Origin of the sequence: Alteribacter aurantiacus DSM 18675 (genome assembly GCF_000429705.1) — a bacterium.
Taxonomy (GTDB): Bacteria; Bacillota; Bacilli; order Bacillales; family Salisediminibacteriaceae; genus Alteribacter; species Alteribacter aurantiacus.
The window spans coordinates 450008-473445 of sequence record NZ_KE386942.1; the positions used below are offsets into that span (position 1 = coordinate 450008).

Consider the following 23438-nt stretch of genomic DNA (forward strand, 5'->3'; position numbering starts at 1 on the left):
CGTACACTTTTTTTAGTTTGCCAGCTTATCGGCTAAATGAATAAAGACGCTTGAGGTCCACGTATGGGCGAGATCGCGTAATCCCTCTCCCGTTTCTGCATGGAAATTTTCTGCAAACCCGCCTTTTTTGCAAAGGTCCAGAAATTTTCGGGCTACTTCATCCGCAAGCTCCTGTTCTCCGCATTCTTCAAACGCTTCAACGAAGATAAGTGTAGTAGGAGCCCAGATTGGTCCTCTCCAGTAGGCATCTTCTTCATAAAACGGACTGTCGATCGCCTCCGAGGCAATCCCCCACTCCGTGAAATACCTGTCACTCTTTAAGACATCAACCATTTTCCTTCTCGTAGCTTCCGGTAGCTTATTTGCTAGGATGATCGAAACAAGAGGGAGGATCGACTGACTATTAATCGCCTGGCTATCCTTAGTAAAACGGGCGACTGGGAGGTCATCGACTAGGAAGTATTCACAGAAAATGTTTGTGTATCGAGTGGCTTCTTTTTCCCAGTACTGCTGATCCTGATCACGGTGGAGCTTCCCTGCCACCACAGAAAGCATATCCATTGATTTGATCAAAAAGGCCGTTAAGTCAGGCGAATCAATAATATTTGCATCTCTGAACACCGTGCTGTTATCTTGGCCGGAATCATTCCCATGGTGATACTCGCAAATGCCGTCCTGATTATAATCTTTATATTTTAAATAGAATTCAACATGCTGTTTGATTTGAGAATAGACCGTCTCGAGTTGCTCTGTCGAAAGCGTCATTTTTTCCATCATCTTTAGTACAAATAGTCCTTGGACCGGTGGCTTAGAGAAATTCCAGCGAATAGTCGAATCACTAATCGAACCGGGAATTTGGCCCTTCTCATCCTGATGATCGAATAACAGCTGGATCTGATCCCAGGCAAGCTTATCGTCCACTCCTGCAAGTGCCAGACCGTTAAATGCATTGTCCCAGCTCCACACCCCCGGGAAATTAGCATTCGACATATACATGGCTTTTCGTTTCAGAAGACCCTGTTCGTTGACAATACAGCTCCAGTTCAGGTAAGCAGCTTTACGTAAAGTTTGCTCGTATCCTTTAGGAACAGAGGGCTGTTTTGATAAAAATGCCTCAAAATGCTTCGTGCTTTTTTCAAGCGCCGCTTCAAATAAATAATTTCTTTTCTCTGGCACACCGCCGTGGGTAGGCAGATCCTCGATCACACACAAAAATTCTTCAGAATCTCTTGGAGTGACCTGGATATTGGAGATGTTATCCGCTTCGTTCATACTACCAGATGTATCCATAGAGACATTTTGTTGCAAGCTTACAGAGCCATCTGGAGCATAGATCATGTACTTGGTCAAATTCTTGTAGCTATTGACAATACAGAATTCCTCACCAGTGTTTCCTAATAGATAGTTATATTCAAAGTTAAATACAGGCTGGGTATCCAATGTAAGCCCAACATTTTCTCCACTGCCTTGGACAAAAATTCTCTCTGAATCCTCAAAGCACAGATTGAGTTCTCCACAATTAAAGATAAGGGAGATTTTAAATCCGTCGGCTTGATAGGTATAGTCAACTGGATTTCCGTCAACCGTAGGGATGATTTTGAGAGCATTCTGGTGTTGCTTGGATTTTCCTCGTACAGAATTAAGAAAAATCCCTTTTTTATCAGGCGTTTCACCCTTTTGATAAGTGAGTGCCATGTAAGAACCAAAATGGCTCATTGGCGTAATACTTATATCCAAAATAAACACTCCTTTATAAAATTCACTTGACATCAATTTAGAACAATTTATACTGTACTATATCGAACTTGTTTAAACAAGTTTTGATTTTGAAAGCGATTTTTTGAGGAGGATAAGAAAATGGGGATTAAAGAAAATGTAGCTGACATCGTCAAACATGTCGGCGGGCCGGAAAATGTCAGCAGTGCATCGCATTGCGTTACTCGACTGAGGCTGATATTAATAGATGAGAGTTTAGTAGATAAAAAGGCATTAGAGGAAAATGAACTGGTCAAGGGGACCTTTTCTGCAAATGGACAGTTCCAGGTTATCATTGGTCCGGGGATAGTTGAAAAGGTTTACAAGGAGTTTGTAGAACAAACTGGTACCGGTGAAGTGTCAAAGGATGATATGAAGAAAATGACGGCCAAGAAAGGAAATGTTATTCAAAAGGGCGTTCGGATTCTGGCTGATATTTTCATCCCCATTCTGCCTGCCATTGTAGCTGCCGGACTGCTTTTAGGGTTAAATAATCTTCTTGCAAACCCTGGCATTTTTTATGATGATCAATCAATACTTGATGTGCACTCAGGCTGGACAGGCTTTGCGGAGTTTATTAATGTCATTGCCAATACAGCGTTTACATTTCTGCCAGTCCTCATTGCGTGGTCTGCAACCAGAAAGTTTGGAGGCAGTCAATTATTGGGGATCGTAATGGGTCTCTTATTAGTCCACCCTTCTTTGATGTCGGCGTATGATTACGCTGGAAATCCAGGCGATGTGGAGTACTGGAACCTGTTTGGATGGGAAATTGCACGAATCGGCTATCAGGGACAGGTGCTCCCTGTGGTTTTTGCCGCATTGATCTTAACCTGGACTGAAAAGTACCTGAAGCGTTTTATTCACGATAACTTACAAATGATCTTTGTAGCACCACTTGCATTAGTGTTCACAGGCTTGCTTACATTCGGTTTTATCGGTCCGATTACGATGACGGGGTCAACCTGGATTACAGATGGTATTTTGTATTTGTTTGAAGTCTCGCCTGCACTTGCTGGCGGTGTTTACGGATTCATCTCAGGACCGCTTGTTATTACAGGCATGCACCATATTTTCTTAGGAGTAAACCTGCAAATGGCCGGTACACTTGGCTATGTGACGTTATGGCCAATCGGTGAAACAGTCACACTCGCTCAAGGTGCTGCTGCTTTGACGATGTTCTTTATTATTAAGCAAAATAAAAAGCTGAAAGGTGTTTCTTTGACAGCTACCTTATCTGCATGGCTTGGTGTTACAGAGCCTGCAATTTACGGAATCAACCTTCGATTCAGATATCCATTCATCGCCGTTATGATCGGAAGCGCGATCGGAAGTGCATACCTTGCAGCTCAGGGTGTAAAAGCGACATCTGTAGGTGTAGGAGGCGTCCTTTCCTTCCTGTCCGTCTTCCCAGAATACTGGGGATACTACTTCACTGGAATGGGAATCACGTTTGTTCTGACCGTGGGACTGACCTTCCTGTTCTTTAAGAGTAAATTGTTCAAAACGACGGATGAAAATTAGAGCGAATACTAGAAATAAAGTAAAAACCACCTGGCCCGTTGGGAAACCAGGTGGTTTTTGGTTTTTACATGACCTTACTACCACTCACAATGGCTATATATTTCCTTTATTTATTTTAACATTCGTATCCATTACCCTCATTGACGGTGGATTTCAAGTGACAAATCACACCGACGGTTTCTATCTATTTAAACACTCTTTCAGCTGAACCATATAAACCAGTTATTCAATAACAAAGGTATCGTCAATATGCTCATGAAGCTCATCGTTCTCAATATGAACGACCACATGATAGTCTCCCGTTTCTTCAAATTCAAAAGTCACGCGGTAGACACCGTCTCCTGCTTCTTCCATCTCAACCCATTCTCTTGCTTCATCGCCGTGTTTCCACATTTCTAGACGGACTCGCGCGTCCTCTAGGGGCTCATGATCTTCCATGATCGTTAACTCGATAGCATCACCATGGCTTAGTTCATCAAAGTTGCTCGTGATTTCAAGAGCATCAGAGTGATGGTGACTGTGGTCGTGGTCACCATGGTCATGTTCGCCATCGCCGTCACTGTGGTCATGTTCATCATCATGATCGTGATCATGCTCTTCCTCTTCTTCTTTTACTTCCGCGTCACCAATAATGATTTGGTGTGTAGGCATGACGTGCATATCGCGGGCAGTAACGTGAGGGACAACATAGTAAACATCCTCATCTTCAAACGTGTAGGATGCCGTGTAAACCCCATCAGTCACATCTTCGTAATCAAGCATGTCGCTATCTTCTTTTTGTCCCTGTCTCCATACCTCAAAAGTGACTTCATCTGCATCGTTCACAGGATCGTCCCCTTGAGTGACAAGGGCTTGAAGTTCCCAATCTCCCGGATCTCCTTCTTCATCCATTAGTACTTCAACCTCAATAGGGCCAAAATTCTGCTCGTCAGTAGCACTTTCGTTTCCATTTTCCTCTTCCTGACCGCATGCAGTTACGAGCATGAATAAAGCTCCTATAATAGCCACCTTCTTCATAGTAGAACCTCACCTCTCTTATATGTTCACAATTCACATCATAAATAAGAAAAGTGAAATCAGTGTGAAGTTTTTAATGTTTTATTTTTCTGTAAAATAAACCTTCTTACGAGTGTCCTCATTAGCCCTTCTGATTCACCTTTTTGTTTATTAAAGCAAAACTCTCTCTGAAGCTGCGTTGTAAAAATCATCGTTTTCCAAAAAGCCTTCTCCATCTCCCTTTTAACCAAAAAAGACAGCCACAGAGGGCTGCCTTTACTCATTATATAAAGGAAAACGAATTTCCACCGTCGTTCCTTGACCAAGAGAAGATGTAAACATCATTGTTCCATCGTGAAGTTCTACAATTTGTTTTACGATTGAAAGACCTATGCCTAGTCCACCTTTAGCGCGAGTCCGTCCTTTTTCACCACGGTAAAAACGTTCAGTAATATATGGAAGGTCTTCTTCTGGGATTCCTTTTCCGTTATCTGCGAGTTCAATAACGGCTTGTTTTTTTACCCGACTGGACTTTACGTTGATATGCCCGCCTTCATCGGTATAAGCAATCGCATTATCAAGGAGATTAATAAACACCTGCATAAGGCGATCTTCATTACCGGAAATCAGAATCGATTCATCCACATTCAGTTCGACCTTCTGCTTTTTGTTTTTGCTTTTAACCGCGGTCGTTTCCACTGCCGATACGATAACTTCTGCAAGGGCAAGAGGCGTTTTTTCCATCGTTATACGACTGCTCTCCTCAAGTTTTGTTAGGTCAATGATTTGATCTACAAGTCTTTGCATACGGTTTGCTTCGTGCAAGATGATCGTGGGCACTTCAGAATCTTGTTCCGTTGAAGCCAACACTTCACTGTAGCCTTTGATATAGCTCAGTGGTGTACGAAGTTCGTGTGAAATATTCTGTAGAAAATGACGCTTCTTACTGTCTTCTTTTTCAATGGAATCGGCCAAATGATTGAATGATCGTCCAAGATCAGCTACTTCGTTTTCGGTGCCGATCACAACTCTCGTCCCGTATTGCCCGTTAGCTACTTTTTCAGCCGCTTCTTCAAGGTTTAGGACCGGATCAATATAGTTTTTTTGAATGTTCCGTTTGACCAAGAACAACATCACAAAGCCTGCAATTGCTGTGATAGCGAGGATGGGGAGAACCTCTAGAAAAGCCTGATTGATTTCAGACACTGGTTTATAAACAAGGATGACAGCTGTAAGTTCCCCAGCTTCAAGAATAGGCTTCGCCACACCTAGTAAGTGCGTATCCACAAAGGCATGCTCGCGGTGAATGCCTACCGTCTCCCCCCTAAGGAGCTGTTCACGTTCTTGCTCATTAATGATCAAATGTTGCTCTGGTTCAAAAAGGGGGAGGGCGGCCCCCAATGTCATAGGATCATCACTGACCGCTACTTCAAGTGAGGAGTCGCTAATCCAATCGACGAGTATGTTGAATTCTTCATCTGTGTATTGTTCATAGGCTTCTTTTAGTGCCTGAGCATGCTCTTCAAGCTGCTCCGTTTCCGACTTTAAGTACAGGCCGTCATACAGATAGAGAGTAACAGACACGATAATCCCTAGCCCAGCAAAGCTTAGAGCGGCAAACAAGATCCAGAATTTTGTCCGGACAGGTAAGTATCGATTACGCATGTTTAGGTACCTCCAGCTTGTACCCGATCCCCCACACCGTCTGAATATACGCGCTCGATTCACCAAGCTTCATCCTTAGGGTTTTCATATGGGTATCCACAGTGCGGGAGGTCGCTTGGTAATAATGGTCGCCCCATACACGATCGAGAAGCTGATCTCTTGAGAAAACCCAACCAGGATGACGCATCAGAAGCTCCAAAATATCGAATTCTTTTCGCGTTAACGTAATCGCCTTCCCCTCTATATTCAAGGATTTTTCAGTCAAATTCAGTGTCAGAACTCCAAGTTCAAGTGTTGTGCCTTTACTTATGTTAGACTTCTTCATTCTTCTAAGGATGGCTTCAATCCTTGCTAAAAGTTCATCTTTACTAAATGGCTTGACCAGATAATCGTCCGCACCACTCTTTAACCCTCTTACTTTGTCTTCTTCAGTAGAAGCGATAGCCGTAAGCATCAATAGAGGTACATCTGAGAACTCTCTGATTTCTTCACACGTCGTAAAGCCGTCCATTCCTTCCATCATAATATCCAATATGACAAAATCGATGGTTTGTTCTTTTAACGTACGCACAGCCTCATCACCATTAGACACGGCGGTCACATCATACCCCGCTTTTTTGAGAATAAGGGAAAGCAAGTGGTGCATTCTTTCTTCGTCATCAACTACTAGAATTCTCATTGATCTACCTCCACATGTACCAGAGGCCACTGAAAAAGTACACCCCGACTTTTTCACTGCCTTTATTTAAATGGCAATGGCTCCATTCGGTTGCACGCCTGTTACGAGAAACCCACTCATATCAAGCTTTCAAAACATGCAACCGTTCCGCTCATTGCCTATAAGACATTGAAAAAGTTTAAGATCGAACTTTTTCAGTGCCTTACATATACCATGGCATGAGGCCCTGCCTGGACGGTAATCTTTGTTTTGATCGTTAAGTCACGAGGATCAATAAAGGTAACTGCGTCCCCATCTAGGCTACTTACGATCAGCTCGGATGGACTCATAATCCCGTAATAAGGATTGTGAGGCACTTCTACTTGATCAACAACCTCCATTGAAGACAAGTCCACTGCTGTGACCTCGTGAGAGCCGTGACTGATCACATAGCCCCTCTCGCCACCTCTGATAATATCAATTGGCATTAACCCGGTCTCAAGGAGAACGTCCTCTCCTTCAAACGTACGGTAATACGTATCACGGTTTAAATCACCAAAAGGACCGTGTCCCCCCACAAGAAGACCATCTTCAACTAACAACACACCGTTTGGGCGATCGATGACCTTCAGCGTATCGATCACCTCCAAGCCGTCAGTATGTAAAACTTGGATCGTGTTCCCGTATACATTAGCTACATAAAGGTGATTCTGGTTGGAATCCACATCCATTGATAGCGGGTGGTCGTCTGTGTCTGCTTGTGCCACTTTTTCAAACGGGTCAATAGACACCTGTGATACGCGGTCTTTATGTGAGTGGGCGGCATAGATCATCTCTTCTCTTTCATCATAAAGAAGACTTGCTACCCCTTCCCCAACTTCCACAGCACTTGATAACCCACCTGACTCAAGGTCCAGCGTGTAAAGGTCAGTCTCTTGTTGACTTGAGAGTACAATCACATTCTTTTTTTCTATATAAACCATATCCGAAGCGGTGAACGGAAGCTCAAACACTTCTACGATCTCCGCCATTTCAGGATCAATCACTGACAATAATGGTTCCTTCAGATGGGAAACAAACAGCAGGTCTTTTTTTTCATGATCCGACCAGTCATACTGAATGTTATTCGTACACCCCATGAGGACCAAGGCAAATAGTAGAACGAAAACATACTTCATAATAAAGTCCCTCCACAACAAACTATAACCATTATAGTAGGCAAATATAAAGTTTTTGTGAAGTCTATAAAGAAAATGAGTGTTTTTTAGGGGGAAAATCAAACAACTCAAAAACGCACAGATAGCCTGTGCGTTTTCGTTTGGTAATATGCTTTTTTTCAAAGTCAGTCTGCCAAGGGGTTGCGATTCTATTATTCTCCCAAGTATACAAAGTAGACAATAAATACGAAGAACATTACGTACATGATTGGGTGAACTTCTTTCCAACGGCCTTTTGCTACCATCGTAATTGGGTACATGATAAACCCGAGTGCAATTCCTGTCGCGATACTAAACGTAAGAGGCATAGCAATCACCGTTAAGAAAGCTGGTACAGCAATCTCGAACTTTTTCCAATCGATGTTAGATAAAGCGCCAGCCATCAATATTCCAACAATAATTAGTGCTGGAGCTGTTACTTCGCTCGTTACGACAACGAGTAGTGGAGAGAAGAACAAAGCGAGTAAGAACAATCCCGCAGTAACAAGGGATGCAAACCCTGTTCTCGCTCCCGCCGCAATACCCGAAGATGATTCAATATACGCTGTTGTCGTTGATGTTCCAAGTACTGCCCCGATAGACGTAGCGGAAGAATCCGCAAGAAGAGCACGTCCTGCTCGTGGCAGTTTGTTGTCTTTTACGTATCCTGCTTGGTTTGCAACAGCATAAAGTGTTCCTGCTGTATCAAAAAAGTCAACGAATAAGAATGTTAAAATGACAATCAAAAGGTGAATCGTAAAGATTTCTCCAAAGCTCATCGTCGCAAATGGAGAGAATGCCGCTCCGAATGTTGGCTCAAGGCTTGGAATTGCACCAACAATGGCCGTTGGCGTTGAAATGACACCAGTAAAAATACCAACAAGAGCAGTAAGAACCATTCCGTAGAAGATTCCGCCTTTAAGTCCAATAGCCATTAAAATAACGGTAACCACAACTCCAAACACAGCAAGAAGAGTTCCTGGGTTTGTTAAATCACCAATTTGTACAAGCGTTGCTTCTGAAGGAACGACAATCTGAGCATTTTTTAATCCGATAAAAGCGATAAATAGTCCGATCCCCGCCGCTGCAGCGTACTTGAGCTCAGCTGGAATCGCGTTAATGATCGTTTCTCGTACACCTGTAACAGAGATTAAAAAGAGTAAAATACCTGAAACGAATACTCCTAAAAGGGCAGTCTCCCAAGGAATACCAAGACCAAGAACAACGGAAAACGTAAAGAAAGCGTTAAGCCCCATTCCCGGTGCCAGTGCAATCGGATATTTGGCGATAAGTCCCATAATCGCTGTACCAATTGCTGCCGCAAGAGCTGTTGCTACGTATACCGCACCTGTATCCATCCCTGTCGGCTCTAATACGTTCGGGTTTACAAACAAAATATAAGCCATCGCAAGGAACGTTGTAAGTCCCCCGAGAAACTCTCTTCTATAATTTGTACCTAACTCATCAAACTGAAAATAACCTTTCATGATCCACTCTCTCCCCTCAAAACGTCAAAATCCATAATCTTACAAAAAATCGTGCGGGGTCAGACCCCACTTTTGGCATAAAAAAGCTCCGGGCTTCTTAAGGAAGACCCGGAGCGTAAGTTCTCTTATGAACGACGATAGGTGGAAAGAGTGTGAACGATAGACGCACACATACAGGTGCGACCTTCCATTCAAACAACTGACTTTCCGACTCGACCGTTCGTAGTCGGATCATTTACGGTGATCCGGTAGAGACTTACGGGCCTTATTCCCGTCATTATACGAACTGAATATAATTGCTTGCTACAAAAGTAGTGTAACAAATTGTCGAAAAGCCTGTCAATACAAAACACGAATATTTTTGAGGTTAATTTAGGTAATGTTCGGCTTTCATGCCAACACCATCCTTGACGAACCTTGTTTTACCTTATTATTCCCACTCGATTGTTGAAGGTGGCTTAGACGTAATGTCATACACCACTCGGTTAACACCACTTACTTCGTTTACAATACGTACAGAAATCTTTTCAAGCACGTCGTATGGAATACGAGCCCAGTCAGACGTCATACCGTCAATGGATGTTACGGCACGGACACCTACCGTGTAGTCATACGTACGCTCGTCACCCATAACCCCTACACTTCTCATGTCAGGTAGGGCTGTGAAGTACTGCCAGATTTCACGGTCAAGACCTGCGTTTTTGATTTCCTCACGAAGAATCGCATCGGATTCACGAACGATCTCAAGCTTCTCATCCGTAATTTCACCAAGAACACGGATACCAAGTCCTGGCCCTGGGAACGGCTGGCGCCAAACTACTTCTTCAGGAAGGCCGAGCTCTGTACCTACTTCACGTACTTCATCTTTAAATAGCGTGTTTAACGGCTCAATCAAGTCGAACTTCATGTCTTCTGGAAGTCCGCCCACATTGTGATGGGATTTGATTGTTTGAGCTGTATCAGTACCACTCTCGATGATGTCTGTATAGAGCGTTCCTTGAGCCAAGAAATCCATGTCTTTAAGCTTGGACGCTTCTTCTTCAAACACGTAGATGAACTCGTTACCGATAATCTTACGCTTTTGTTCAGGATCAGATACCCCTGCAAGTTTACCCAAGAAACGATCTTGAGCGTCGATCTTCATCACTTTCATATCAAAGTCTTCTGTAAATGTCTTCATGACACTTTCTGCTTCGCCTTTACGAAGAAGACCGTGATCAATAAACATACACGTAAGTTGGTCTCCAATTGCTTTGTGGACGAGGGCAGCTACAACAGAGCTGTCTACTCCGCCACTAAGCGCACATAACACTTGGCGATCACCAACGGCTTCACGAAGCTTTGCCACTTCCATATCGATGAAGCTTTCCATCGACCAGTTGCCTTCACATTCACAGATGTTATAAACGAAATTTTTGAGTAGTTCATTTCCATACTCACTGTTTCGCACTTCTGGGTGGAACTGAACGCCGTAAAGCTTACGGCTTACGTCACTCATGCCGGCTACAGGGCACGACACGTTGGTCGCGTCCACAACGAAACCTGCAGGAGGAGCAACAACTTTGTCACCGTGGCTCATCCATACGCTTTGCTCTTTTGGCAAACCTTCGTACAATTTATTTTCATTCTCAACGTTGATCGTTGCTTTTCCGTACTCTCGACGGTTTGCCGCTTCCACTTTTCCTTCAAAATGGTGAGTCATTAGCTGCATGCCGTAGCAAATGCCTAGGATCGGTACATCCATGTCAAAGATCGCTGGATCGCATGTAGGCGCCCCTTCAACATAGGCACTTCCTGGTCCGCCGGAAAAGATAATACCCGTTGGATTCATTTCTTTAAGTTCTTCGGCTGTAATTTTATGAGAACGGAGCTCACTGAATACGCCTAGATCACGAATTCGGCGTGTAATTAACTGGTTGTATTGTCCGCCAAAGTCGAGGACAACAATTTTTTCGTTAATATCTTGCATGATTCATCCACCTTTGCCTTAATTTAGTCCGAACCTTCCAGCACCTCTTAGTATAACCTGGAGCCCCTCCGTTTCATGCGTGATTCTTTCTTCTTCTCATTGCCTTGAAGGAACCCATTCGGCTGCCACTTTTTTAATACTGGAGGAAGGTATAAAAAAAACTAGAGATTCCCCCTTGCTATCACGAAAAGACAGAAAGGCAGAATTCTAGTTTTTTAAATAAACGTAGATTCTGCCTTCATAGTCAGGTCGTTATCGTGGCAACCCGGTAGAGACTCTTGGGCCATATTCCCAAGGATATACGAAGGATGTTCATTTATCGTTACACGTACAATTCATCCACTATAGGATTTCGAACGGATTCATTTTACCAATCTCACGGTCTATGGTCAAGACTTGAGGGCATTCACCAATTCTTCCCAATGTTTTTGCTCTTCCGTCCATTCCGTTCCTGTTGATCGACCACCATAGCATACTTGCTCATACGTTGAAGTAAGTCGTCCCATCGCCGTCGTTCCCGTGATGTGATCCACACGATTGGCATATTCACGAAGCGTCTCCCCTTCTGCACGAGGAATTCCTTCGTTATCGAGAAGCCAAAGAGCCCGTTCATAGGCAGTCGTAAATGCCTTGTTCTTCCCTGTGAGCTTGTAATGAAGGAGGAAATAATGGCTTAGTAATCGGTGCTTCTTCTCATAGAGCACCATGACCATCACAAGGACGACGAGGGAGATGATGACTGTTTTCGGAGTCACCCATTCATCTGTTGAAAACAGACCGCCTCCATCGCTCCCACCAGAGGCAGCTCCAGCCTCACCGAACTCATCATCTTCTGGGAAAAGATCTTCGTCTTGCTCCGGAGCGTTCGGCTCTTCTTGGGCGTCTTCCTCTTCCTCTTCTACAACTGTCTCTTCTTGATCCGGTGCTTCCTCAGAGAAGTCCACGTTTGTACTGAACCCTTGTGTTGGCTCAAAAGGAACCCAACCAACCTCCGGGAAATACACCTCTACCCAAGAGTGGGCGTTCCCGTTTGTAACTTCATAGCGCTCACTGCCGCCATCTAACGTTTCAACAGACTCCCCTTCGGTAAATCCTTTTACCCAGCGAGCCGGAATATCTACGGAACGGAGAAGCACAACCATGGATGTGGAGAAGTTGTCGCAATAGCCCCGCTGTGTATCAAATAAAAATTGATCGACGTAGTCTTGTCCTTCATCTGGCACCGGGATATCGTCTGTATCGTATACAAAGTCATTAGATCCAAAATACTGTTCAATAGCAAGGGCTTTATCGTATCGGTTATCATAATCCGACACAATGTCTTCTGCAAGATCCCCAACCCGGTCAGGCAAGTCGTCCGGCAGTTGCAAGTATCGCTCTTGAATGGCCTCACTGTCTTCCTCTTCTGATGCCGACTCTAGTGCCGTCGTATTAAAGGAAGGAAAGTCATAGTCCAGTTGGTAATCAAGAAGCAACGTATCACTGTCCGCAATCCTGACTTCTCCGCCTATACGTTCAATCTGAAATGTCGGCGTGCCATCTGCATTTGCCATCTCGTTTACCTCAAGTGACGTTAATTGACCGGGATAAAAGATGTTAGAGAAACCAACTCCGTCTTCCATTTCCAAACGGGCTGTGTAGCTTTCTGTACTTACGCCTGATGCGTATAAAGAATAAGAAATATCATCGCCTGCGTCCACGTAGTCCGGTGAAATCACCCAACCGTGTCCAGTATACTCATCTTTTGATTCGCCCCGCCAATAACCAGGCTGTTCAACATCTGCGTAAAAGACCGGGTTGTCATCTTGAATAAACCCTCCGCCAAGGCGCTCGTCATTGTCACCATAGCCGACACGGCGGACGCTTTGTCCACTACCGCTGGATTCTCCCATGACCCACCTCTCAAGCGTCGGAACAGGATCTCTCCATTGCGGTTCAAATTTAGGCGCTGCATAGCCAACAGACGCGGCACCTAAGATCATCACCATGAGGGTATACAGCCAAGCCGTTGACATATAAGAAGCTGATCGCCTTCCGATCTCCCGTTCTTTAGCCTGAACCGTAAGCATATGCAGCATCGTGACGAGGAAAAAGCCGATCACGACAATGCGCACAATCGCCATGCTTGCATCAAGTGGTGTGAACGTATCCAATACGGTGATGTACACGATGGTGATGAACAAAAAGAAAAAGATCTTCTTAATGTAAAAAATCCAATAGTACATCAAGTACGCCACAAGACCGAGTAACAGGAAAAACAAAAAGGACCTGAACGGATCGGTGAGTGCTTGTAGCTCCCAGCTAAAAATAAGCCCAAGGTTATGTGAAAAGTCGCTAAAAAACGTCCGCACCGACTCTCCTCCACCGTCTCTTTCAATAAAACGGCCTTCTCCAAAAATATAATGATGACCGTACAAACTCCCTAAAAACAAAAGAGGGACGGTCGCGTAATACGGAATTCGCAAAAACGTAAGCAAAAAAGCAAACAACGCAAAGAGGATAAACACATGGATTTCTCCCGTATACGTCACGATCGGGATCGGCCTTAACCACTCCCAAATCAAAAGGAACCCGAGGGCATACACAAGAAAGTGAGCAAACGTATGAGGTTGTTTAGCTACTGATGGTTTCACGTCGCTCACCTTCTTTCGTGTCCAAAGAATCAAGGAAGCTTCCTTCTTTAACCATGTAAGCCGTCGCTCCTTGTCGTTTCAGTTCATCAAACCGTTTCTCTTCCCACGGATCTCTCTCCAACGTCGTTACCACAAAGCATACATACACCTGAACACGCCGAGTCAATAACACCCTCACCCGGTCCAAAAGATCGTCCGTCAGTGTAGTTGTAGCCAAGATTAACGAAGCTCCTTGTGGCACACGATCTTCCGATTCCTTTAAGCGTGCCGCAAACTCCCCGTCTTCAGAGGGCTTTACTTTAGCCAAATGATGAACGATCCGCTTTTGATGATCGCTCCCTTGTTCAACAGGAAATCGAATCGTCCCTATCCCCAAGGACCAAAGACCATAATCCAGACGCTGCCTGTGGGCATACATGACAATCGATGCGACCACTTCCACGGTCTTTTCAAAGGCATCAAGCGTCTCCACTCTCGTATCGGGAACCTCTTCATTCAAGATAAGTAAGAAGTTTTGTCCGATATATTCCTCAAACTCTTTTGTCATGAGCTTATTAGCCCTAGCACTCACTTTCCAGTCGATGCTCGTCAATTTATCACCGGGCACATACTCTCTCGCCCCAGCAACGGATGTCATGTCCTCCACAAAATCGGATGTAGACAAGCGCGTTTCCGTATCATGACGCTCATAGGCGGCCCACCGTTCAATGTGATGATGATCGGGATAAACGAGAAGGTCGTCTGCAGCTTTAATAAACTTTGTTTTTCTAAACAATCCGAACATGTCGCTCGTTTCCAAACGCAAGCCGTAAAACTGATACTCGCCTCTTTTCAACTTCGGTATCGAATAAGAAAACGTAAGCTCCCGCTTTATTGTAGGGTAAAAAATAATTTTGGGTGTTGTATTGAGCTGTTTTTTTAACCCTTCTTCAATCACATCTTCAACTATCAAATACAAAAAGGGAAACGGCCACGTTCGTCTTACAGTCACGGTAATCGTCAACGATTGCCCCGCCACACGGGATTCCTCAGAAGCAGAACGAGTCACATCAAGTGAACCGAGGGGAATCACCATGTACAAGAACATCATAAGAAGAATGGTTGCGACCGTGTAAAAGAGAAACCAAGGGACAAAGCCACCTTGAAACATGGCGTAGCTGAACGTTCCCACAATAACAGCGCTTAAAAGGACAAACTGCAGGACCTTTTTTACAGCCTCATACACCGCTTTTACGTGGCTCATCTTTTAGCAGCTGCCTTTTTTACAGGAACCGTCACTTGATCAATTATGTCTCGAATGACTCTGTCATTTGTAATGCTCGATAGCTTGGCATCGGAGTTCAACAGTACCCTGTGTCTAAGGGCAAATGGGGCCAAGAATTTAATATCATCTGGAATCACATAGTCGCGGTTTTGCATGTACGCATACGCTTGTCCCGCTTTCATCAGGGCAATGGATGCTCGGGGGCTAGCACCAAGATGTACGGCGTGATGCTTCCGAGTGCCGTTGACGAGACTGATAATATACGTTTTGACCGTTTCATCCACGTATGTTTTCGTCACTTCCTTTTGCATAGTGAGTAGCTCTTCAAGAGACAGAACTTCTTTTAGCTCATCGATCGGATGCTTTCTTTCCACACGGTTGAGCACTTCCAACTCTTCTTGTGCCGACGGATAGCCGATTTTGAATTTAAATAAAAAGCGGTCGAGCTGCGCTTCCGGCAACGGATACGTACCGCCGTATTCAATCGGGTTTTGAGTCGCCATGACAAAAAACGGTTTATCCAACTCACGGGTCTCTCCGTCCGTCGTCACGCTGCCTTCTTCAAGGGCTTCTAAAAGAGCCGCTTGTGTTTTAGGCGATGTTCGGTTGATTTCATCTGCCAGAACCACATTTGCCATGATCGGTCCCTTTCGAAACACAAAATCCATCGTCTGTTGGTTATACACACTCACACCAGTCACGTCAGATGGGAGCAGATCGGGCGTAAATTGGATTCGCTTGAACTCGGCCCCTAACGATTTGGCAATCGCTCGAACCATCATCGTTTTTCCGACACCAGGTACGTCTTCAAGGAGCACATGCCCTCCACTTAGCATGGCGATTAAACTAAGTTCGATTTCCCTTCGCTTTCCTACTACTACTTTTTCCACGTTATCTATAAGTCGATCTACAAACGGCTGTGAAACCGTTGATTCAGGTGCGTGTTTTTCCATGGTCCATCCTCCTCATATTGGCTGTTCATTTATAGCTTCTTTACGCCGTTAAGCGAATGCTTTGCTTCATTTACCGAAGGAATTTTTCGGATTGATCTGGATCCCTTTTCATTTAAAAAAGTCAATTCTCTTACTAGTATCAATGACTTAAAATCTAGTTCTATCATATCATGAGTTGTGTGAAATTTCGTCGATTGAGGTCTTCATTTCCATATATTTAGTAATTAAGAGGGAGAGCCTCTCGTCTCAAAGTTGCTCACGGATCTTTCGGGTTTCGGATGAGCCACTTATTTTTTATTAGAGGCACTTATCATGGAGTTGATCCATTTATTTTATCTTTAATCCACTTTTCGTATTTTTGAGCCACTTCTTTCATTTTTAATCCAGTTAGCTCCCGTCACACTCCCCTCCTGTCTATCCCCTATAAAAAAAGAAAGAAGCCCGCTACCTGAGCGAGCCTCTTCCCTTTACTGAGCAAACAAGATCAAATTAATTCCCGCCAAGAAGACGAGAGTCATGGCGAAGTTTCGGATCACATGGCTCGGAAGCTTCTCGAACCACCTCATGCCAAGTTGAGTACCAATCATGGCACTCACAACCCCTACCACTACGTATAAGGCGAATTCAGGATAAAAATCTCCGCTTACTCCGTGCAACACAAGTGACATCACACTTGTTACAATCACAATGACTTGCAGGTTCGCACTGTAGCGGCGTTTATCTTTATAGATCATCAAGAAATAAAACACAAAGAACGGTCCGCCAACTGCGAACACACCACCTACAAAACCGCCGAGAAACCCAAGAATAATCGGGATAATAGGATGCAGCTGTTCTTTTTCAGGCGCCTTCCTCGTTACAATCAAATAAATAACCATCCCAATTAAAAAGAATCCTAGCCACTGCTTCATAATATCCATTTCACCGTAAGTCGTGAGAACAAAATAAGCACCGATTCGACCAACGATGGCCGCCGCAATCACCATGAGAATGCCTTTGAGCATCACATGTTGGTAGACTCGCTTCATAATCGTCAATGCGGAAACGAGAAGCAAGACCATCACAAGAAGCGTGCTTTCTTTAATCGTTAAAAGTAATGGCAAGAACCCCATCACAACAAGACCAAGCCCAAATCCGCTCGCCCCTTGGACAAAGCCCCCAACCAGTATAATGAGAAATAATAATATAAGTTCAATAATCACAGACGTTCGCTCCAATCTAGGTGAAAGTACAAAGAACATCATACTACGGTAGAGTAAGATACACAAAAAAGAGGTTGATCCAAAAAGTCACGGGCGACTTTTGGATCAACCTTATGAGAAATCAACATTTACATTTTCTTTTATAGCCCTCTCTTCATGTGATGATGAGGCTGATGTGTGGGCATGAGCGGTTCTGCATTCATCCGCTCCTGAGGATCTTTCTTATGAGCCTGACCGATATCCTTTTCCACTTCCACAGTCACGACAAAGTTCCCTTGTTCAAAAAAACGTGTATAATGCTTTGCTTCTTCATCATCTCTCGAGATAATCGAAATGTCCTTTTCGGAATAGCCTTTGTCATTTAAAAGCTCTTCAAAAACGTCGTCTTTTTGATCCATTGAATCCATTACTGCTACAACAGGTCGTGCCATGTTCGTGCACCTCCATGGTTACTCTATATAGTAAAGAGATACCCGTTTGGTGAATCGTTAAACAATTGAGCGTGGGGAATAAGTAAGGCTGACATTTTCCTAATTGGTATCTAATCCTACCAAAATGTTGCTTTTTTCTACCACAAATAGCATTATTTCTACCCAAAACATCGTTATTTCTTCCGCACCTCATTTGATTACAAAGCAAAAAGGATGAATTCTTCCTGATCAATACTTAATCCTACCAAATCGCTGATCTTTTCTACCTCAAACTTCATTATTTCTACCCAAAACATCGTTATTTCTTCCGCACCAAAACCGATCGCAACTTCAAAATAAAAACAGCCCTCAGCAAAAGGGCTGTTCTCATTCATTTTAGAAGCTATTCTTCACGACTACACGATCCAACTCAAAACGAGCGGACTGATGTGCCGGCTTCACTGCTTTTCCGATCGTTAAAAGCATCACAGGTACATAACGCTCAGGAACATTGAACTGCTCAACGAATTTCCCTCGTTGGAAGCCGCCCATTGGGCATGTATCATATCCTTTTGCTTTAGCGGCAAGCATCAAGTTCATGGACGCTAGAGACGCATTCAATACCGCCTCGTCGCGAGGGAACGGCGTGTCCCCTTCGTATGCTTTGTTAATTTGACCTACAAGCGTGTTTTTCACTTGTTCAGGCATAAATCCGTTGTCAACGGCACCCTGATACACGTCTTCCGCGTTTTCATTCGCTTTCAAATCACCTAGAACCGCGATGACCGCCGAACTATCAACCACTTGTTGCTGATTGTAAGCAAGAGGCAGAAGCTCTTCTTTTTTCTTCTCATCATCAATCACAAGAAACTTCCAGTGCTGAAGGTTCCATGATGATGGCGCTTTTGTTGCTGCTTCTAGTATTTCGTTCATCTCTTCTTCAGACATTTTTACTTTTGGGTCGTACTTTCGAACAGAGTGACGTTCATTTATTGTTTGAAAAAGACCAAGGTCTTGCTGTTGTGCTGTCATAGACATATCAAGTCATCCCCTTTTCCAGTGTAGTTTTTCATTTTTTCAGTATAACAAGCGCATCTTCGAATCTCAAAGATTAGGACTTTACCAAAATTACACTCCAGATGGTATACTAATAGAGTGAACATTCAGAAAAAAGGAGTGGTAGCATGAAAAAAGTTTGGTTTAAACCTTCTGGCCATCGTGAAGCCATTGTAGCCTCTTTTGATCAAGCAGCATCGAGCTTAATGTATGAAGGCATCCGAAGAAACATTGAAGAACTCCAATACGATACGATCGTATCGGGTACCGTGTACGGAACTCTTCTTAACTTTAAAGGTGCCCTTGCAAAAATGGGAGAATCGACTTATCAAGAGCCCTACAACAAACCACCGCAAGCTCCTATTCTTTACATAAAGCCAAGAAATACCCTCACGAGTCACCATCAACCGATTCCTTTGCCAAAGGACGTGGACCAGCTTCAGATCGGCCCCACTCTTGGCGTTGTAATCGGGCGGACCGCTTCCAGGGTAAAAAAACACGAAGCTCATCATTATATTACAGGCTATACAATCGCAAATGACGTGACCGTTCCTCATGACAGTGTGTTTCGTCCTGCTGTTAAACACCGGGCACGGGATGGCTTTTGCCCAATCGGCCCTTGGATCGTGGAAAAAGAAAGCCTCGATTCTCCTGATCACTTGAGCATCCGTGCTTGGGTAAACGGAAAGCTCGTTCTTGAGAACACGACCAAAAACCTGCTTCGTTCGGTTGGGGAATTGCTTGAAGATGTGACTGAGTTCATGACTTTGCGTAAAGGGGACACCCTTCTTGTCGGAGTGCCGGAAGAGGCACCGCTCGTCAAAGCGAATGACGTTGTGCGTATCCATATTGACGGGGTCGGTCTACTGGAGAATACCATCATCCACGAATTTGAAGTCTCACAAAAAGGGAGTGACCGATCATGAAGCGAGCACGTGTTGTTTTTGCTGGAGCCATTCACGAAGCCACACCTTTTGACGGAAAACTCCGTCTGTCAAGCGGTCGCCTTGTTAAAGAAGACCTCGTTACGTGGCTTCCTCCCTTTGAACCACAAACCGCCTTCGCCCTTGGTTTAAATTACGCCGATCACGCAAGCGAATTATCCTTCAACGCCCCAGACGAGCCTCTTGTCTTTTTAAAAGGCCCAAACACATTCGTCGGTCATAAAGGAGAGACGGAACGACCAGAAGACGTGACCTTTATGCACTACGAATGCGAGCTTGCAGTAATCATTGGAAAAACCGCTCGTAACGTGAAGAAAGAAGATGCATATGACTACGTGGCCGGATACACCATCGCCAACGACTATGCGTTCCGAGATTATCTCGAAAACTATTACCGGCCAAACCTCAGGGTAAAAAACCGAGATTACTGCACGCCTCTTGGACCTTGGTTTGTGGACCGGGACGACATTAAGGACCCTATGGATCTGAAGCTTCGAACGTATGTAAACGGGGAACTCACACAAGAAGGATCCACAAAGAATATGATCTTCGGTATTCCTCAACTGATTGAGTATTTAAGTAGCTTTATGACCCTCAGCACCGGAGACGTGATTCTTACCGGCACCCCAAAAGGAACCGTGAATGTGAATGTGGGAGATGAAGTGATTACCGAAATCGAAGGCCTCGGGCAGCTTTCCAATACGATCATCAACCGTACGTAAGGAGGAACAATCATGCCTCATATTATTGTAGAATACTCGGACAATATAAATGAAACGAACCTTAAGACTCTCCTCCATAACATCAACCGCGTGTTTGCCGATCGACCGGACACGTATCCGATCGGAGGCATTCGTTCACGGGCAATGCCACTAACAGATTACGTAGTTGCTGATGGGTCAAATCCCGATGATGCTTTCGTTCACACAACCATTAAAATCGGCGCCGGCCGATCAGAAAAGGTAAAAAAAGCGACATGCGACGAGGTGTTCCAGGTCATTACAGACCACTTTGCTGACATTTATGAAAAACGCTACTTGGCCCTCTCTCTAGAGTTGATCGAGTTTAGCGAAACAGGGACATTAAAGAAAAACAATATCCACCAGCGGTATAAAAAATAAGCAACGGAATGGCTCCGTTGCTTATTTTCATATGTGCTCTTCTCATTTACGTCCCCATTATTTTTGAAAGGACCTTCTTCTCTAATGCAACCATCCCTTGACTGGATAAGTCTCTTGGACGGGGGGCATAATTGTCCACATCCAATGTAATTGTTCCGTTTTCAATAAGTAGAATTCGATCTGCAAGTCTTACAGCCTCTCTTACGTCGTGAGTGACCAGAAGTGCAGTAAATCCATTCTCCTGTTGCAGTTCTTCTATGAGGTTTTGCATCTCAATACGAGTAAGAGCGTCCAACGCACTTAAGGGTTCATCCAGCATTAACAGCTGAGGTTTACGGATTAATGCCCGAGCCAAGGCCACTCGTTGCTGTTGTCCTCCTGATAGGGTCGATGGCCACTCTTCTTTATATGAAAGAAGTCCAACGGATTCTAATACAGATTCTGCCCGATTATGCCAATCTCCACTTAGTCCTAACCCCACATTATTAATCACCGTTTTCCAAGGTAACAGCCTAGAGTCTTGATACATCATAGTCATGTTTGCATCCGACTCATCAGAAGATTGACCGTTAAATGAAATTTGCCCGCCTGTTGGTTTTTCCAGGCCTGCAATTAACCGTAATAATGTACTTTTCCCACTTCCACTTTTCCCTACAATCGCCACAAACTGCCCAGGTTGAATGGTAAGATCTACTTCCGTTAACACTTGTTTTGCTCCAAAGGACTTTTGCAGGCGATCCAATCGAATGTTAACAGGGACCGTCTCCTCTGCTCGAGGCTCTGGCGCAACTGGTTTTTTTAACATTTATCTTCCCTCCTACTCTCTGTAAGTCGGATTCCAACGCAATGCCCGCCGTTCACCCATTTGAGCAATCACATCCGCCAGCTTTCCGAAGAGCGCGTAAATAATGATCGTCACGATAATGACTTCTGTTTGCATAAACTGTCTTGCATTCATAGCCAAGTACCCTAAACCATCACTCGTAGCAATTGTTTCAGCCACAATAAGGGTAAGCCACATCACTCCTAACGCATACCGAAACCCTACAAAGATAGATGGGAGAGCACCCGGTAAATAAACGTGTCTGAATAGCTTCCATCCTTTTAAACCATACATCTTCCCCATCTCCACGTACCCTTGATTTACAGACCGAATGCCGTGCAAAGTGTTTATATAGATGGGAAACATGACTCCTAATGCGACCAAAAAGATCTTCGATGTTTCGCCAATGCCGAGCCAAACGATAGCCAAAGGTAATAAGGCTAAATGGGGCACATTTCGAATCATTTGAATGGAGGTATCAAACGTGAAATAAGACAATTTTGACCATCCATTCAAGATGCCTAGGGACAGCCCGATAAAACCTCCAATCAATAATCCTGTAAAAGCCCTCATTAAGCTGATTTGGATGTGCTCAAAAAGGACAAATGAAGAGATTAGCCCCCAAAATGATAAGAAAACGTTCGTTGGAGGTGGGAACAAGCTAGGTGATACGATTTGTAACGATGAAACGACCTGCCATAACAAAAGCACAAGAGCTGGAATTACCCACGGCAGGACCTTTGTTTGAAATGTCTTCTTCAATGTTCAGCACCACCTATTCTTCTGATGTTTCTAATTGGTTTGAGCTCCATTCTGGATCAATCGGCATAATCTCTGAAACATCAATCTCGTTTTGAATAAGTCCTAACTCATAGTAATCATCTGCTTGTTTTTGTTGAGCATCAATGATGTCTTGGTCAATATTCGCTACACCATAGTCCCGTCGATTAACAACGATATCCATGACCTCTTTGTCGATTCCGATAATGCCTGAAATAAGCTCGGCTACCTCATCGGGGTTTTCATTTGCCCATTGATCAGATCGATTTGTTTCTTCAAGTACGATCTCCAGTAAATCAGGTGACTCCTCTGCAAATTCCGGTGTCGCGTAATAAAATGTCCGGTTTGGATAACCGGTTACCTGATCATCCAAGGTAGTGACATCCAGACTGTACTCCACCCCAGCGAAAAACGGGTCCCAAGAAGCGAGAGCATCAACCGAGTCTGTTTCCAATGCTGCTCTGCCTTGGGAAGCATCAGAAACGTACACAAACTCCACATCGTCAACTGATAACCCTTCCGCTTCAAGAGCTAAAATCGCGTAATAATGGTGATTTCCACCTTCCATTACGGCAATCCGTTTTCCCTCCAATTCACTAAAGGATTGGATGCCAGAATCCTCCTTTACCATGACACCGATTCCTTCTTCATGAGAAAGACTAGCTCCCACATAGACAATCTCTTTTCCTTCAGATTGTGCAAATATACCGGGACCATCCGCCGCATTTCCGTAGTCAATATTACCCGTAGCCAAGGCTTCCATTACGGCACCACCTTGATCAAATTCAACCCATTCAACGCTATGACCCTCTTCTTCCAATCGTTCGTCTAAATAACCACTCTCTCTTAATACGTTTAAGGTGTTGCCTGTTTGAAAGCCTATACGAATGGTCTCACCACTCTCTCCTCCAGCAGCTTCCTCATTCCCACATCCAACTGCTATAATTCCTATTAAACCGATAAAAAAACTAAGTTTTAACCCATGCGCCTTCTTCACATTAA

General features: G+C 44.2%; 21 protein-coding genes and 2 riboswitches. Of the genes, 4 read left to right on the forward strand and 17 right to left on the reverse strand.

The genetic code is table 11. The features are described 5' to 3' along the window. Nucleotides 1-12: 12 nt before the first annotated feature. A complete protein-coding gene (locus G476_RS0117580) occupies nt 13-1737 on the reverse strand; it encodes an amylo-alpha-1,6-glucosidase (RefSeq protein ID WP_026691251.1) in 1725 nt (574 codons plus the stop codon). A gap of 120 nt (nt 1738-1857) precedes the next feature. Between G476_RS0117580 and G476_RS0117585 the strand changes: the two genes are divergently transcribed. Then, nucleotides 1858-3279, forward strand: a complete 1422-nt coding sequence (locus G476_RS0117585; RefSeq protein ID WP_026691252.1) for a PTS transporter subunit EIIC — start codon at nt 1858-1860, stop codon at nt 3277-3279. A gap of 222 nt (nt 3280-3501) precedes the next feature. On the opposite strand, the gene G476_RS0117590 is transcribed toward G476_RS0117585, so the two are convergent. From G476_RS0117590 to G476_RS0117655, 13 genes are all read right to left on the reverse strand, one after another. Then, complete coding sequence (locus G476_RS0117590; RefSeq protein WP_026691253.1) at nt 3502-4296, reverse strand: FixH family protein; 795 nt, start codon at nt 4294-4296, stop codon at nt 3502-3504. A 255-nt stretch (nt 4297-4551) separates the two neighbouring features. Then, on the reverse strand, nt 4552-5940 hold the full coding sequence (locus G476_RS0117600; protein ID WP_026691255.1) for a sensor histidine kinase: 1389 nt from the start codon (nt 5938-5940) through the stop codon (nt 4552-4554). After that, a complete protein-coding gene (locus G476_RS0117605) occupies nt 5933-6619 on the reverse strand; it encodes a response regulator transcription factor (protein ID WP_035187263.1) in 687 nt (228 codons plus the stop codon). The genes G476_RS0117600 and G476_RS0117605 overlap by 8 nt, the downstream gene beginning before the upstream one ends. 194 nt (nt 6620-6813) lie before the next feature. After that, a complete protein-coding gene (locus G476_RS0117610; protein WP_026691257.1) occupies nt 6814-7776 on the reverse strand; it encodes a YncE family protein in 963 nt (320 codons plus the stop codon). A 191-nt stretch (nt 7777-7967) separates the two neighbouring features. After that, nucleotides 7968-9281, reverse strand: coding sequence for an NCS2 family permease (locus G476_RS0117615; RefSeq protein WP_026691258.1), 1314 nt, complete (start codon nt 9279-9281; stop codon nt 7968-7970). 203 nt (nt 9282-9484) lie between these two features. Then, nucleotides 9485-9586, reverse strand: a riboswitch (purine riboswitch). A gap of 125 nt (nt 9587-9711) precedes the next feature. Beyond that, nucleotides 9712-11250, reverse strand: coding sequence for a glutamine-hydrolyzing GMP synthase (guaA, locus tag G476_RS0117620; protein ID WP_026691259.1), 1539 nt, complete (start codon nt 11248-11250; stop codon nt 9712-9714). Between the two features lie 221 nt (nt 11251-11471). Next, nucleotides 11472-11575: riboswitch (purine riboswitch) on the reverse strand. Between the two features lie 64 nt (nt 11576-11639). Next, nucleotides 11640-13883 (reverse strand): transglutaminase TgpA family protein, encoded by a 2244-nt coding sequence (locus G476_RS22395; RefSeq protein WP_035187265.1) that lies wholly within the window; start codon nt 13881-13883, stop codon nt 11640-11642. Continuing rightward, the gene (locus tag G476_RS0117630; RefSeq protein WP_026691260.1) at nt 13864-15126 is read right to left on the reverse strand and encodes a DUF58 domain-containing protein; all 1263 of its coding nucleotides are present in this window, start codon (nt 15124-15126) and stop codon (nt 13864-13866) included. The genes G476_RS22395 and G476_RS0117630 overlap by 20 nt, the downstream gene beginning before the upstream one ends. Next, nucleotides 15123-16100, reverse strand: coding sequence for an AAA family ATPase (locus tag G476_RS0117635; protein ID WP_026691261.1), 978 nt, complete (start codon nt 16098-16100; stop codon nt 15123-15125). Before G476_RS0117635 ends, G476_RS0117630 begins: the two co-directional genes overlap by 4 nt. 467 nt (nt 16101-16567) lie before the next feature. Then, nucleotides 16568-17302 (reverse strand): sulfite exporter TauE/SafE family protein, encoded by a 735-nt coding sequence (locus tag G476_RS0117640; RefSeq protein ID WP_026691262.1) that lies wholly within the window; start codon nt 17300-17302, stop codon nt 16568-16570. A gap of 140 nt (nt 17303-17442) precedes the next feature. Beyond that, nucleotides 17443-17733, reverse strand: a complete 291-nt coding sequence (locus G476_RS0117645) for a hypothetical protein (protein ID WP_026691263.1) — start codon at nt 17731-17733, stop codon at nt 17443-17445. 197 nt (nt 17734-17930) lie between these two features. Further along, nucleotides 17931-18107: a hypothetical protein gene (locus G476_RS23690; protein WP_156906627.1), complete on the reverse strand. Its 177-nt coding sequence runs from the start codon at nt 18105-18107 to the stop codon at nt 17931-17933. 1 nt (nt 18108) lies between these two features. Beyond that, on the reverse strand, nt 18109-18750 hold the full coding sequence (locus tag G476_RS0117655; protein WP_026691264.1) for a nitroreductase family protein: 642 nt from the start codon (nt 18748-18750) through the stop codon (nt 18109-18111). Between the two features lie 146 nt (nt 18751-18896). On the opposite strand from G476_RS0117655, the gene G476_RS0117660 reads away from it, so the two are divergent. Genes G476_RS0117660 through G476_RS0117670 form a run of 3 tightly spaced genes read left to right on the forward strand, consistent with a single transcriptional unit; the run spans nt 18897 to nt 20833 of the window. Then, nucleotides 18897-19694: a fumarylacetoacetate hydrolase family protein gene (locus G476_RS0117660; protein ID WP_026691265.1), complete on the forward strand. Its 798-nt coding sequence runs from the start codon at nt 18897-18899 to the stop codon at nt 19692-19694. Continuing rightward, nucleotides 19691-20434, forward strand: a complete 744-nt coding sequence (locus tag G476_RS0117665) for a fumarylacetoacetate hydrolase family protein (protein ID WP_026691266.1) — start codon at nt 19691-19693, stop codon at nt 20432-20434. The genes G476_RS0117660 and G476_RS0117665 overlap by 4 nt, the downstream gene beginning before the upstream one ends. A gap of 12 nt (nt 20435-20446) precedes the next feature. Continuing rightward, nucleotides 20447-20833, forward strand: coding sequence for a 5-carboxymethyl-2-hydroxymuconate Delta-isomerase (locus G476_RS0117670; protein WP_026691267.1), 387 nt, complete (start codon nt 20447-20449; stop codon nt 20831-20833). Between the two features lie 46 nt (nt 20834-20879). On the opposite strand, the gene G476_RS0117675 is transcribed toward G476_RS0117670, so the two are convergent. Genes G476_RS0117675 through G476_RS0117685 form a run of 3 tightly spaced genes read right to left on the reverse strand, consistent with a single transcriptional unit; the run spans nt 20880 to nt 23433 of the window. Next, nucleotides 20880-21638 (reverse strand): ATP-binding cassette domain-containing protein, encoded by a 759-nt coding sequence (locus G476_RS0117675; protein ID WP_026691268.1) that lies wholly within the window; start codon nt 21636-21638, stop codon nt 20880-20882. A 12-nt stretch (nt 21639-21650) separates the two neighbouring features. Further along, nucleotides 21651-22418 (reverse strand): ABC transporter permease subunit, encoded by a 768-nt coding sequence (locus tag G476_RS0117680; RefSeq protein ID WP_026691269.1) that lies wholly within the window; start codon nt 22416-22418, stop codon nt 21651-21653. 13 nt (nt 22419-22431) lie between these two features. After that, nucleotides 22432-23433, reverse strand: a complete 1002-nt coding sequence (locus G476_RS0117685; RefSeq protein WP_245579692.1) for an aliphatic sulfonate ABC transporter substrate-binding protein — start codon at nt 23431-23433, stop codon at nt 22432-22434. Nucleotides 23434-23438: the final 5 nt, after the last annotated feature.